We start from the raw sequence: 13,312 nt of genomic DNA, 5'->3' as shown, positions 1-13,312 counted from the left end.
CGCCTAGACGGGGTCGCCTAGACGAGATCGTCTGGACAGCGCCCATCAGGTGGTGATTCCGGTCTGTACTCTAAGCGGTCAGGTTATGAGCCGTCTGCGCATCGGCCAGGATATCCCTGAGCCGTTCGGCAAGCTGCATCAGCCTGACCGGCTTCATAAGTACTACGATCCGGTTGGCCTTATCCAGATCATTGTTGCAGGGATAGCCTGATACGATCATGGCGGGCAGGTGTGGCCGCCGCGCCCGCAACTGATCGATCAGCTCCCGACCATTCATGCCGGGCATGGACAGGTCTGTGACCACCGCATCAGCGGCGTCTCGGGCATCGGCTTCAAGCGCTGCCAGGGCATTGTTCGCGACGGTTACGCGATAACCGCTGGCCTCCAGAAAACCTTCAAACAACATGGCGATTTGCGTGTCGTCATCTACTACCAGAATGTGTTGCATGTATTCCTCAGACTGAACACAAGGCATCAAGGCGTGGAAGAAGGCTTGTCACGCTTGAACACCGCATGGATATGGTCCACCAGCTCGTTACGGCGATAGGGTTTACTCAGAACGTTCATCGAAGCGTCTCTAACGTTCTGGTTGGCCAGCTCATCCATGTATCCCGTGGCAAGCAGGACAGGGAGGTTAGGCAGCCGCTGCCTGACACGTTCTACAAGTACCAGGCCATTCATGCCTCCCGGCATGATCACATCCGTAAATAATAGATCGACCTTTCCATGGCGGTCGAGCAGCTGAAGTGCTTCCTCGCCGCTCTGGGCCGAGAGCACCGTATAACCCAGCGAACTCAAGTAATCCTCAGTTACCCGACGTACATCTTCACTGTCCTCTACAAGCAGAATGGTGCCCGACTCTGAAGGCTGTGTTGAGGCGCGAAACGGCTGCTGGTGCGGAGAAAAAGCCTGCTCCTGCGTAATCGGGAAAATCATGCGTACGGCCGTCCCCTTGCCCTGTTCGCTTTCGATTTCCAGGCGTCCATTGGATTGCTGAACGAAACCGTGAACCATAGCCAGCCCCAATCCGGTGCCTGGCGCCTTGGTCGTAAAGAAAGGCTCTGTTGCACGGCGAATCACTTCGGGGGACATGCCTTCGCCTTCATCGATGACACAAATCACCACATACCCACCCGGAGGCAGGTGGTGCACATCAATGCGCTCACGGTTGGTTATCGTGGCTGTTCCAATCGTCACCTTGCCGCCCTTGGGCATGGCGTCGCGTGCGTTGATGAGCACATTGAGTAGCGCCATCTCCATATGCGTTGGGTCGATCGTGCAATAAGGCAGGCCTGGTTTGAGGTCCAGGCGCAGATCGATTCGCTCGCCCAACGCCCGCACCAGCATTTCGCTGAAATCGACGATCAGGGCGTTCAGGTTAAGGCGTTTGGGTTCGAGCCGTTGTTTGCGAGCAAAGGCCAGCAGCTGTTGCGTCAGCTTGCCGCCCCGTTCGGCCGCTTGTTGTGCGTTCTCAATGGCCTGAGAGAGGATCGGATGAGTATGTGCGTACTGACCCGCCAGTTCGAGGTTGCCCGTAATGACTTGTAGAAGATTATTGAAGTCATGGGCCAGCCCCGCGGTGAGTTGCCCGATAGCCTCCATCTTCTGTGCCTGCCGAAACGAGTTTTCGGTGAGCCGCCGCTGGGTGATATCCATCTGCGAAGCAAACCAGTAGAGCAGCTTGCCGTTCTGATCCGACACCGGCCCCATGAACAGCGCATTCCAGAAAGGCGTTCCGTCAGCTTTATAGTTGAGAATGTCTACAGCCACTGCGCGATGTTCACTCAACGCAGTGCGGATTTCGGCAACCGTAGTCTGGTCGGTCTGCTCGCCTTGAAGGAGGCGACAATTGCGACCCAGGATGTCTTTTTCAGTATATTACGTCAGGTCCATAAACGCCTTGTTGGCGAATACGATGGGCGTATCAGGCTGATTGGGATCGCAGACGACCATCGGCATGCGGGTCATCTGCACCGCGGCAAAAAAGATATTGTTACGTTCATCAAGGCCTGTGTGGGTAACGTAACCTGCCTGCCAATGGTTTTCGCCGGGATTGCCCAAGGGGTTATAGGCATTGCCTTCCAGTTCGCCGGACGCCGGTACGCCTGCGCTTTGGCCGTCGCCTTCAACCTTAATCGCCTGTTCACGTTCGAAATCGCTTTTGCCCAGGACCATGCTCGCTTCCCATATGAAATACAAACCCGTCGGAGAAAGGCAGAACGGCATTCCTGGCTATTGTCATGATAGGGTCTGTCGCTGTCCTGACGTCGATGCCTTAGCTACTCTTAAATGGACTTTAAGCGGCTCGATTGGGTTTCATGCCTTACCCTTCCGTTGATCACATCAGGGCTTCTGGAATCATGCCGTATTCATCGCTGTGCTTTTGGGCGCGCCGGGCTTCAGCGCTGCGGCGGCGAGACCTATCGGTTATTCTGGGAGTCCTCATCGCCTCGGTTGAATATGCTCAGGCATTCGAGCGTAAATCGATGCAGGTGGGCATTCATACGGTCACGGTCGAGGTTGCCGATACCGCTAGTAAGCGTGAGCAGGGGCTCATGCACCGGCATCAGTTGCCAGAAATGCATGGCATGCTGTTTGTGTTCGATGAACCCAAGAAAGTGTGCTTCTGGATGTACGATACGATACTGCCGCTCTCGATTGCCTTTCTCGATGCGCGAGGCCGTATTGTCGATATTCAGGATATGGAGCCGTTAAGCGAGGACTTGCACTGTGCGCCGTCCGAGGTCACGCATGCGCTGGAAATGAACAAGGGATGGTTCAGGCGACAGGGCGTCAAGACAGGCGATCAGGTACAGGGTTTATAGCGTCTGGCTAGCGTCAGACGCCTAAAGGTTCCTGCAACGCGTTGGCGATCCCTCATGCTGGGCGTGGAGCACGCCGCTCCGACCGCAGGAGCGGCGTCACTGTATCAGCCAAATTGAAGACCGTAACCCCAAAGCAATACGGTCATCGCCATCAGTAGTTCCAGCACGAGCACGCCAATGGCCAGTGTCGAGCCTGACATGATGAAGCCTTCACGGCGATCGATATTCAGAAAGTTCGGGATACCTACATAGAGCAGGTAGGCGGTGTAGCAGAGCCCGGCAATCCCGGCCAATGCACATAGCCAGACCAGCGGGTAAAGCGCAACAAGGCCGCTTAAAAACATAGGCGTGGCAATGTAACCTGCAAAGACTACGCAGCGTTCCTTGCTGGGCCGGTCAGGATAGCGCCGTGCCAGCCAGTGAATCACACTGCCCATCACGTAAACGGCGCCCAGCATCAAGGCGTAGGACATTACCCCTATCGTGAAGGCTGTCCAGGGTGACAGGCGAAGAAGATGGTTACCGCCAAAGCTCCAACCCAATTGGGTCGTGCCAATAAAGGCGCAGACTGCTGGAATGGCAGCCAACCAGAGGATGTGATGCGCATACGCATGGGAAACCGACTCCCTCTCGTTATCGATCTGCTTCCATTCACGATCAGGATGGGCCAGAAGGCCCCAAACGTGATTGATCATGACACACCTCACTTTCGCCGAAGGACGCTATCGGCGAAACGTTGTAAGTCCTCCGCAGCAGGCCGCTGCGAGAGGTGCGGCCTGTTTTCAGTATAGGAAGTCAAAATGCTTGGTCAGGTCATTGTTATGAGCATTTGGTCATAAGTAACAAACCTTAAAGATCAAACCGAAATGAAGAGATCGGCTACCCGCTTACTGACCGATGAATGGTCTACCTGAGCTGGGCTAGGCGTCATAGAGCCGATAGGCGGTAATGCCTGATGTCAGGTCGCTATCAGGAAGTTTGATTTGCCTCTCACTTTGAAAGTGTGCGCTGGAACTCAACCTCCTCGCTCTGGATCATAGGCCGATCCCGCCATGCAATCGGCGACCCTTCGCCCGCCCAATCAAGCGTGGGCACAGACCTTACCGAGTGACGGATCACAGCATGCGCTATTTGTGTTCAGCTTTATTGACTTCATGGCTGCTGGCCTCGCCCACGTGGGCCATGGCAGAGCAAAGCAAGGAAACCTCCCTGATCAGCAAGGCTGATCAAACGAGCCTCACGGAAAAGCCTCGTGCCAAGCGTAAGGGCGGTGTTCGTCTCCTGACATTGAACACCAAAGCAGGCAAAGCGCTGGAAGTCCGCAATGATATGGACGTACCCGTAACGGTGACGGTGCGCTTGAGCCGGACTGTCAATGTAGGCGGGGTTGGTAATGGCGTGATTCGCCAGACGGTCCCAGCCAATAGTCAGCTTCGCGTGGCCACGCTGCAGAAACGTCAGCAGGGCTTCCCGATGCACTATGACCAGGCGTTCAGCTTTTCTCCTCATTTCGCACCAGGCAGTGGCGGCGGGCTGGGCAACCCCAACAGTTTGGCCAGTATTACAGCCGGCTACGCCTATTCCTTGCCCTGGCAGGGCGGTCCGTTCTTCATCAGCCAGGGCGCGAACGGTGACTTCAGCCATCATACGCCCAAGGGCCGTTATGCCGTGGATGTCGCCATGCCTGAAGGCACGCCCGTCGTAGCGGCGCGTAGCGGTACTGTCATCGAGATCCAGAATCGCCAGTTCGGGCATGGACCGAGTCCGTCAGGCAACTTTGTTCGTATCCAGCATGATGATGGTACGCAGAGTGCCTATCTGCATCTCAAGCGTGGCTCGGTTGTCGTAAGGGAAGGGCAGAAGGTTACGACAGGTACACCCCTGGCGCAGTCAGGCAATACCGGACGCAGTACCGGGCCGCACCTGCATTTCGTGGTTCAGCAGGGCGAGGGGGATGCGCTGGTGTCCATTCCTTTCCGCTTCGCCAGACCTGTAGGCGAGTTGCCCAACTTCGCGCTGGGCGGGCAGTAAACATCGCATGGCGGGGCCCGCTTGCCCCGCCTGCCTATCAGCGTGAAACGATCAGACGCACGCCCAGCGCGACGAAAATGCCGCCTGCGACTCGATCGAGCCATAGCCCAATACGGGGCTTTCGCTGCAGCCATTGCCCGGCTGCGCCCGAGAAGTACCCCAACAGACCAAACAGCACCGCCGCCTGAAGTGTGAACAGTACGCCCAGCTGCAGGATTTGCAGACTGGCATGACCCTGTTCGGCAATCACGAACTGCGGCAAAAAGGACAGGAAGAACAGCACGACTTTTGGATTGATCGCATTGGCGAACAGACCTTTGAAGAACAGCTTGCTCAGCGACTCATCAATCTGAACATCATTGTCGATACGCGTCTGCCCGGTGCTGCGAAGCGCCTGGATACCAAGCCATATCAGGTAAAGCCCGCCGGCAATCTTGAGGGCAGTGAAGGCCGTGGCCGAGGCGGCAATCAGCGCACTAACGCCCAGCGCGGCCAAGGCGGTATGCGCCAGACAGCCGAGTGCACAACCAAAGCCAAATACCATGCCGCGCAATCGCCCTTTGGAGACGCCAATACCTAAAACCATCAAATTGTCTGGACCCGGCGAGGCGGTGATCAAAAGAGCCAAGGCCAGAAAGCTTAAGAATTGCTCAGGTGAGAGCATGTGAATCATCTCTTCTCGTAATGGGGAGCAAGAGATAGTGCAGGGAGGGCGGTACAACGTAAAGGGGGTAGAAGCACCACGCCTCGCTCAAGGTTCTTGAGAGACACCCATAAGCGAGGCGTGGCGTGCTGTTGCGTTACATCAACCGAACCGTCCGGTGATGTAGTCTTCGGTCTGCTTTTGCTTAGGCTTGGTAAAGATCAGGTCTGTCGACCCCACTTCGATCAATTCACCCAGGTACATGAACGCAGTGATATCCGAGCAGCGGGCGGCCTGTTGCATGTTGTGGGTCACGATCACAACAGTGAACTGCTCTTTCAGGTCCGTGATCAGCTGTTCAATCTTCATGGTTGAGATCGGGTCGAGCGCTGACGTGGGTTCGTCCAGTAGCAGTACGCGGGGACGCAGGGCAATGGTCCGAGCAATACACAGGCGCTGCTGCTGACCACCGGAAAGACCCAAGGCGCTCTGCTGGAGCTTGTCCTTCACCTCATCCCACAATGCCGCGCCGCGAAGGGCCTGCTCTACGCGATCGTTCATTTCGACGCGGGACAGTTTCTCGTGATGGCGAATGCCATAGGCCACGTTGTCGAAGATCGACATCGGGAAGGGCACCGGCTTTTGGAATACCATGCCCACGGTGCTGCGCAGGCGGCTCAGCGAATACTTAGGATCAAGGATGTTCTCGCCATCAAGCAGGATCTCACCGGTAGCCTTCTGATTGGGGTATTCGGCGTAGATGCGGTTGAAGATACGCAGAAGCGTGGACTTGCCGCAGCCGGATGGGCCAATGATCGCGGTGATCTTGTTGGCCGGGATATCCAGGTTAATGGATTTCAGCGCGATATGGTTCTTGTACTGGAACCCAACGTTGCGCGCGCAGATTTCTGGCATATGCGTCTGAAGATTGCTCATTGGGCACCTTTATTACGGGAGAAAACGAAACGGGATAGAAGGCTCAGGACCAGAACAAAGATAGTCAGCAACAGCGCACCTGCCCACGCCAGCGCTTGCCAGCTTTCGAACGGGCTCATGGCGAACTGGAAGATGGTGACCGGCACACTGGCCATCGGCTTGAGCAGGTCGGAGTTCCAGAACTGGTTGCCAAAGGCGGTAAACAGCAGAGGCGCTGTTTCACCGGTGATACGCGCCATGGACAGTAGAACGCCTGTTACCACGCCGGCTTTGGCCGCGCGTAGCAGGATCTCAATAGTGACTTTCCACTGCGGGATACCCAACGCCAGGGCCGCCTCACGCAGGGAGGCAGGCTGCAGCTGAAGCATTTCGTCCGTGGTCCGGGTCACCACTGGAATCACCAGCATGGCAAGCGCAAGTCCACCGGCAAAGCCCGAAAAGCTGATCGAGCCGTTGGTGAACTGGTTCATCGGGATCACGACGGCGGTGTAGACGAACAGACCGATCACGATGGACGGGGCAGACAACAGGATATCGTTCACGAAACGAATCACCGTGCCCAACTTGGAGGTACGAGCGAACTCGGCCAGCCACAATCCAGCCAGAATGCCGATAGGCGCACCAATGGCCAGGGCAAGCAGGCTGATCAGCACGCTGCCATACAAGGCGTTGGCCAAGCCTCCTTCGGCGCCGGGCGGTGGCGTCATCTCGGTAAAGAGCGTCAGGCTCAGCGCACTACCACCCTTGATCAGGGTAGTGGCCAGAATCCAGACCAGCCAGCCAAGGCCGATAATCGCCGCCGCGCTGCTGAGCGTCATGGCGATGGCGTTCTTGATCTTGCGGGCGCGATAGAGGTTTTCGTTGACGGCCATCAATTACCTGCCCGACGCGACATACGCGCCAACATGAGACGGGCCAGCATCAGCACGATAAACGTGACGACGAATAGCAAGAAGCCCAGGGCGATCAGCGAGGAGCGATGCAAATCAGTATAGGCCTCGTTGAACTCGTTAGCGATGACCGAAGCAATGGAGCTGCTGGGCATCATCAGCGACAGGGAAAGCTGGTGGGCGTTACCCAATACAAAGGTCACGGCCATGGTTTCTCCAAGCGCCCGTCCCAGGCCCAGGAAGATACCGCCGACGACTGCTGAGCGAGTGTAGGGGAGAACGATATCCCAGCAGACTTCCCATGTCGTCGAGCCCAATGCATAGGCTGATTCTTTCAGCTGTTGTGGAACGGTTCGGAAGACCTCGTACATCACCGATGTGATGAAGGGCAGAATCATGATCGCCAGAATAATGCCGGCGCTCAGCATACCGATACCCAGCGCCGGGCCCTGGAAAAGACCGCCGATAACCGGAATAGCGCCTAGATAGTCATTGATCCAGGGCGCCAGATACTCCGCCATGAACGGGCCGAATACGAACAGGCCCCACATCCCGTAGATGATCGAGGGGATGCCGGCAAGCAGTTCGACTGCGGACGCAACCGGCGTACGCAGCCAAGGTGGCGCGATCTCGCTTAAAAACAGCGCGATACCAAAGCTGACCGGTACGGCCAGAATCAGCGCAATCAGAGAGGTAACCAGTGTGCCGTAGATAGGCACTAGGGCGCCGAAGCGTCCGTTGACCACGTCCCACTCGCTGCTGGTCAAGAAGGACCAGCCAAAGGTGGTAAAGGCCAGGCGACCACCCCAGAGTGTGGATACCGCTGCGCCAAGCATGACGAACAGGACAAGCAGTGCAGCGGTCAGCAGGGTAATACGGAACCAGCGGTCATGGCGCGTATCGCGTCTGGCACGCTGCTCTCGTTGTTCCCGGGTGGCGGTCGTATAGGGTATAGCGGGCATTTTTCAGGATCCTTCAGCAGTGCACCCCGCCTCGACGATCGAGGCAGGGTGCACGGGGAGGGGCAGTGGGGAATCAGCTCTTGAAGTCAGATGCCCAATACGCCTCGATCTTCTTGACCAGGGAGTCCGGCAGCGGAACGTAGTCCAGTGCAGCGGCATCCTTCTGGCCGTTTTCCAGGGACCACTTGAAGAAATCGAAGGCTACCTTACTACGCTCGGCGTTCTTCGGCTCCTTGTACATGATCACCCACGTCGTGGCAGTGATTGGCCACGCGTCAGCACCTGGCGCGTTGGTCATCAACAGATTGAAGTCCTTGGAAGCGCCCCAGTCTGCAGTATCAGCAGCGGCCTGGAAGCTCTTCGCGTTCGGCTCAACAAAGGTGCCTGCCGCGTTTTTCAGCTGAGCATGGGACATCTTGTTTTGCAGGGCATAGGCGTATTCCACGTAGCCAATGGAGTTCTTGATCTGCTTAATGTAAGCAGAAACCCCTTCGTTACCCTTGCCACCTACACCGGTCGGCCAGTTGATTGTAGTGCCGAAGTTGACCTTTTCCTTCCACTCAGGGCTAACCTTAGCCAGGTAGTTGGTAAAGTTGTAGGAGGTGCCCGAGCCGTCGGAGCGGTGTACGACGGTGATGTTGGCCGAAGGCAGCTTCAGGTCCGGGTTCAGCGCGGCGATGGCCGGGTCGTTCCAGGTCTTGATGGTACCCATGAAAATCTTGGCCAGGGTTTCGCCGTCCAGCTTCAACTGGCCGGGCGCAACACCTTCCACGTTGACGACCGGTACGATACCGCCGATCACGCTGGGGAACTGACCCAGACCTGACTTTTGCAGATCGTCAGTGCTCAGCGGGGCGTCGGAGGCACCGAAATCAACCGTGCCCGCCTTGATCTGGGCAATACCGCCGCCCGAACCAATGGACTGGTAGTTGATACGGTTTTGGGTTTTCTGGCTGTAAGCCTGAGACCACTTCGACAGTACCGGGTAGACGAAGCTGGAACCGGCGCCTGTAACGTCTGTGGCATGAGCGACCGTGCTCAGGCAGAGAGCAGACAGAAGAGCGGCAAGACGGAAAGTGCGAGTGGCGTACACGATGCCTCCTAGGCATGTCTGGCTGTTAAGTGAGGCAGAAGCTAGTTTGTGTACGTGAAATTAAAGCGACAAATATGTTACAGAATTATGAACAAGCGGCACTGAGCCATCAGGAGATTGTATCCAGGCGTGTTTTTTAGCTTTTAAATTGTCTTGATCCCCCTGAAAACAAAGGGTTCCGGAGGATATGGAAGGTTTTATCCGAAATTTTTTGTCTATTTGTGCAAACCGACCGTGTAGGGGCTGTCACGGTCGGTTTTAAGACAGGTTATTACGTGAGTCAGCCTGGAAGGCTTAACGCGGTGATTCGGCATTACCTTCTTTCTGAGGGTCTTTTTCAGCTTCCTCAAGGCGCGCGGCATGATCGGCTTCTGCCGCGGCGGCACGCTCGGCATCGGCTGCCTGCTGATTACCGGCGGCTTCATGCTCCTTGGCCTTTTGCGCGTGTTCAGCAGCCTCCTTGCGGCGGTCCTCAGGCTGGTCATCACACCCGCCGAGTCCTGTCAGGGCCAAGGCTGTAAACAGGATGGCTAACCATTGGCGCATGGTGTACTCCCCCTTCTCATAATGATGTCGCTTGGAAGACAGCCGCTTTGCGTTAGTTCCAGCGAGGGCCACGCAAGCGGCTGTCTGCGGTGGTTGAGCCTGAAAACTGAGAACTACGGCAATGCTTGAGCAGAAAAAGCTGTGGCGGTAGAGGCGATGGGTATCGCTGTACTCCACCCATCGTGCGGGCGCTACGAAATGAGCCGTAGCGCCATGACCGGGCTTAGGTATTGGCCGTCAGGACCTCTTCCATCCAGTGCACGACTGCTTCGCCATCGATGCCCATGCACACGTCGACGAGAGGTGACTGGCTCCACCGGTCTCCTACGAACTGGCGGCCTTCGGGTGCAAATACGGTCTGGCCTTCGGCAAGCCCCTCGGTTATCACGTTCAGGTGGCCGCGTACGGTCTGGAACCACTCCGGATGACGCAGGAATGCCACGGCGCAGCTGTCATGGGGTGTACAGCCGTCTATGCCCAGGGCCGATTTGTAGAACTTGGCATAGAAGGCGTAACTATGGGCCAAGAGTGGACCCAGGGTGCGGTGCGCTTCGGTGATGCGCTGCATGCGCACCGGATCGAGGCAGGTGCGGTGGGTAACGTCCAGGCCTACCAGCGTGAGCGGCCAGCTAGCCGTCATGACGCGGGCGGCTGCATGCGGGTCGGAAAACATGTTGGCTTCCGCCAGTGGCGTAACGTTGCCGCCCTCACGGATCGAGCCGCCCATAACGATCACCTGCTTTACGCGGTGGATAACCTCTGGATCAAGCTCCAGGGCCTTAGCCAGATTACCCAGCGGGCCGACAGCCACCAGAGTGATTTCGCCGGGACGCTTGCGCGTTTCCTCGACAATGAACTCGGCCGCACTCTGGGACACCGCCTGACGCGTCGGGGCGGGCAGGTTCAGATTGCCCAGGCCGTCATCGCCATGCACATGGGCGGGAACAGGGTGAGGCGTTTTTTCCAGCGGAGTACCCATGCCCTGGGCCACGGGAATGTCCTGACCCGCCAGCTCGACAAGCGATAAGGCATTACGCGTGGCCGTCTCGATCGAGACATTGCCGAAGGTGGTGGTCAGGCCAACCACTTCGATGCCCGGATCAGCCATGATGATGGCAATGGCCTGGGCGTCATCAATGCCCGGATCGGTGTCGAAAATGATAGGGGTTGTCATGCGGTCATGTCCTTCTTGCTAAAGAGGGTGGTGGCGTTTGCATCAAGGCGCGCCAGGACCCGATAGGGGCACGGTAACTTTGCCGGTGGAAACGAGTCCACTGTTTCCTGCCTTTTTCTGGCCGTTACGGCCTTCTGCAAGAGGACGATAAGCATGATCAAGTCTCAGGGCTATGCCGCTCATTCCCCTCAGGATCCACTGGTACCGTACAACTTCGACCGGCGTGATGTAGGCCCACACGATGTACAGATCGATATCCTGTACTGCGGCGTCTGCCATTCGGACCTGCACACTGCGCGCAATGAATGGAAGAACACGCTATACCCGTCAGTACCGGGACATGAAATCGTTGGTCGTATCGTAGCGGTTGGTGATCATGTGACCCGCTTCAAGGTAGGCGATGTGGCTGGCGTAGGGTGCATGGTCGATAGCTGTCAGCAATGTTCTTCCTGCAATGAAGGGCTTGAACAGTATTGCGAGAACGGTTTCGTTGGCACCTATAACGGCCCGGTCTTTGGCGGCGAGAATACCTATGGCGGTTATTCCGACAATATCGTCGTCAGCGAAAAGTTTGTTCTAAAGATCACCCATACCGAAAATCTGGCTGCCGTTGCACCGCTCCTGTGTGCCGGTATCACCACTTACTCGCCGCTCAGCCACTGGAAGGTCGGCCCGGGCAAGAAAGTAGGTGTTGTTGGTCTGGGCGGCCTGGGCCACATGGCAGTCAAGATTGCCCATGCAATGGGGGCCCATGTCGTACTGTTCACAACCTCGCCCGACAAGAAAGACGACGCGTTGAGACTGGGTGCTGACGAAGTGGTAGTGTCGAAAAATCAGGACGAGATGAATGCACACCTGAACAGTTTTGATTTCATCCTCAACTGCGTGGCCGCCTCGCACAACCTGGATGCGTTCATTTCCTTGCTCAAGCGTGACGGCACCATGACGCTGGTGGGCGCGCCCGGTGAGCCGCATCCGTCTCCCGACGTGTTCAACCTGATCTTCAAGCGTCGCCAGATTGCCGGATCGTTGATTGGCGGAATTGCCGAGACCCAGGAAATGCTGGATTTCTGTGCCAAGCACAACATCGTCTCCGACATCGAAATGATCAAGATACAGGACATCAACGAAGCCTACGAGCGCATGCTCAAGGGGGACGTGAAGTACCGTTTCGTGATCGATATGGCCTCGCTGGAAGAGGCCGCTTCTGTCGCCGCCTGATCACCAACAGACAAAAAGCCCGCCCTGTGCGGGCTTTTTTATGGGTGGGGTAAAAAGGCCAGTCGCTTGAGTTCAGCCACAACACACCTTACGCGTGCCTCCACGGTCATATCGCCTTCCAGCCTAAGCACCGGGCAGGTACGCTGGCACAGCCAGGCGGTATGGTTAGCAAGGCTCCTGCTCCCAACCGCGGGACCACTATCGTATTGAGCAGCCCAGTCCAGAAACTCGGGGCTGGCTGAGCCGAAACGGGCTTCCTCCCGTGCCTTGAGGCGAGGTATGCGGATTTCAGCGGGCAGGTAAAGAAACACAATCAGGTCGAACAGATTTTCGAGGGAGTCCCCGTAGTTCATGATCGAGCCGGAAATAATCACCGTCTCACTGACCTGCATGTCTTTAATCAACAGCGCATTACGCTCGGACTTGTCGCGTCGCTGGGTATAGGGTGTTTCAGTGGGTAACCAGTAATAGCCATCTGCATCCAGGGCCACGCCATGCAGATGTGTGGCCAGTGCGACACCTAGCGTTGTTGTACCAGAGCCCGAGGCGCCCGTAATCAGTATGTTCACAAAGCAGGCTCCACCTTGGAGATGAGGGTATGGCAGAAAAGCGCTACACGGTCCGTGCGATTGTTTGATAGTTATCCCGGAATATTTAAAGCGACTAACAAAGCCTTTCTGATGAGCACACCCGGCTGATGCTGCAGACTAGAAATAGAGTGCTCGGGAGTATCAAGCCTGCGCTTAAATCGGATACGCAGTTCGCCCGTCGCGGCTAGCCAGCTACTAAGATTGATTAATCCACTTGTAACGGGCTGTTATCTCTGGCCTCTGTTCAGAAGTTTGACAGATCGCCTTTTAAGATAGGTTTCTTAATTAAAGGCGGGCAGGCTCGGACAGCAGTAATGCAGTTAGCTAAAAAAGCAGCAGAATAGACTACTGAAAAGCCGGAAATTCCAATCCTTCAGTACCGGGGAACAGATCTTGCATCT

At 56.5% G+C, this 13,312-nt stretch carries 15 protein-coding genes and 1 pseudogene; 3 read left to right on the top strand and 13 right to left on the bottom strand.

All coding sequences use genetic code 11. The features are described from left to right. Positions 1-70: 70 nt before the first annotated feature. From AC4LF3_RS16990 to AC4LF3_RS16975, 4 genes and pseudogenes are all read right to left on the bottom strand, one after another. Entirely contained in the window at positions 71-448 is a 378-nt protein-coding gene (locus tag AC4LF3_RS16990; RefSeq protein WP_219651050.1) for a response regulator, read from the bottom strand. A 26-nt stretch (positions 449-474) separates the two neighbouring features. After that, positions 475-1,602, bottom strand: coding sequence for a response regulator (locus tag AC4LF3_RS16985; protein WP_491836320.1), 1,128 nt, complete (start codon positions 1,600-1,602; stop codon positions 475-477). 33 nt (positions 1,603-1,635) lie between these two features. After that, a pseudogene (locus AC4LF3_RS16980) lies at positions 1,636-1,866 on the bottom strand (PAS domain-containing protein); the annotation flags it as partial. 12 nt (positions 1,867-1,878) lie between these two features. Next, a complete protein-coding gene (locus AC4LF3_RS16975; RefSeq protein ID WP_491835957.1) occupies positions 1,879-2,175 on the bottom strand; it encodes a hypothetical protein in 297 nt (98 codons plus the stop codon). Between the two features lie 143 nt (positions 2,176-2,318). Between AC4LF3_RS16975 and AC4LF3_RS16970 the strand changes: the two genes are divergently transcribed. Beyond that, the gene (locus AC4LF3_RS16970; RefSeq protein ID WP_491835955.1) at positions 2,319-2,825 is read left to right on the top strand and encodes a DUF192 domain-containing protein; all 507 of its coding nucleotides are present in this window, start codon (positions 2,319-2,321) and stop codon (positions 2,823-2,825) included. 104 nt (positions 2,826-2,929) lie between these two features. Here the strand turns inward: AC4LF3_RS16970 and AC4LF3_RS16965 are convergent, their stop codons facing one another. After that, positions 2,930-3,520, bottom strand: coding sequence for a Yip1 family protein (locus AC4LF3_RS16965; RefSeq protein WP_010795791.1), 591 nt, complete (start codon positions 3,518-3,520; stop codon positions 2,930-2,932). Positions 3,521-3,947: 427 nt separating this feature from the next. On the opposite strand from AC4LF3_RS16965, the gene AC4LF3_RS16960 reads away from it, so the two are divergent. Continuing rightward, positions 3,948-4,856 (top strand): M23 family metallopeptidase, encoded by a 909-nt coding sequence (locus tag AC4LF3_RS16960; protein WP_010795790.1) that lies wholly within the window; start codon positions 3,948-3,950, stop codon positions 4,854-4,856. 37 nt (positions 4,857-4,893) lie between these two features. Here AC4LF3_RS16960 and AC4LF3_RS16955 read toward each other — a convergent pair whose 3' ends face one another. From AC4LF3_RS16955 to AC4LF3_RS16925, 7 genes are all read right to left on the bottom strand, one after another. After that, the gene (locus AC4LF3_RS16955; RefSeq protein ID WP_239383320.1) at positions 4,894-5,529 is read right to left on the bottom strand and encodes a LysE family translocator; all 636 of its coding nucleotides are present in this window, start codon (positions 5,527-5,529) and stop codon (positions 4,894-4,896) included. A gap of 132 nt (positions 5,530-5,661) precedes the next feature. Then, complete coding sequence (gene pstB / locus AC4LF3_RS16950; protein ID WP_230382260.1) at positions 5,662-6,414, bottom strand: phosphate ABC transporter ATP-binding protein PstB; 753 nt, start codon at positions 6,412-6,414, stop codon at positions 5,662-5,664. Between the two features lie 17 nt (positions 6,415-6,431). Continuing rightward, entirely contained in the window at positions 6,432-7,307 is an 876-nt protein-coding gene (gene pstA, locus AC4LF3_RS16945) for a phosphate ABC transporter permease PstA (protein ID WP_125887552.1), read from the bottom strand. Continuing rightward, entirely contained in the window at positions 7,307-8,287 is a 981-nt protein-coding gene (pstC, locus tag AC4LF3_RS16940) for a phosphate ABC transporter permease subunit PstC (RefSeq protein ID WP_074822064.1), read from the bottom strand. The genes pstA and pstC overlap by 1 nt, the downstream gene beginning before the upstream one ends. 73 nt (positions 8,288-8,360) lie before the next feature. Beyond that, positions 8,361-9,380, bottom strand: coding sequence for a phosphate ABC transporter substrate-binding protein PstS (pstS, locus tag AC4LF3_RS16935; RefSeq protein WP_491835952.1), 1,020 nt, complete (start codon positions 9,378-9,380; stop codon positions 8,361-8,363). Between the two features lie 294 nt (positions 9,381-9,674). Further along, positions 9,675-9,926, bottom strand: coding sequence for a hypothetical protein (locus tag AC4LF3_RS16930; RefSeq protein ID WP_491835950.1), 252 nt, complete (start codon positions 9,924-9,926; stop codon positions 9,675-9,677). Positions 9,927-10,149: 223 nt separating this feature from the next. Continuing rightward, positions 10,150-11,100, bottom strand: coding sequence for a nucleoside hydrolase (locus AC4LF3_RS16925; protein WP_491835948.1), 951 nt, complete (start codon positions 11,098-11,100; stop codon positions 10,150-10,152). Positions 11,101-11,253: 153 nt separating this feature from the next. Between AC4LF3_RS16925 and AC4LF3_RS16920 the strand changes: the two genes are divergently transcribed. Further along, positions 11,254-12,321 carry an NAD(P)-dependent alcohol dehydrogenase gene (locus tag AC4LF3_RS16920; RefSeq protein ID WP_491835946.1) on the top strand — a complete coding sequence of 356 codons (1,068 nt, stop codon included), beginning with the start codon at positions 11,254-11,256 and terminating at the stop codon, positions 12,319-12,321. 38 nt (positions 12,322-12,359) lie between these two features. Here AC4LF3_RS16920 and AC4LF3_RS16915 read toward each other — a convergent pair whose 3' ends face one another. Further along, positions 12,360-12,890, bottom strand: a complete 531-nt coding sequence (locus AC4LF3_RS16915) for an AAA family ATPase (protein WP_491835944.1) — start codon at positions 12,888-12,890, stop codon at positions 12,360-12,362. Positions 12,891-13,312: the final 422 nt, after the last annotated feature.

The organism is Pseudomonas sp. C2.3V, assembly GCF_058536325.1.
Note: the sequence above shows the minus strand (reverse complement) of the source record. Positions and strands in the feature narration are given on the sequence as shown.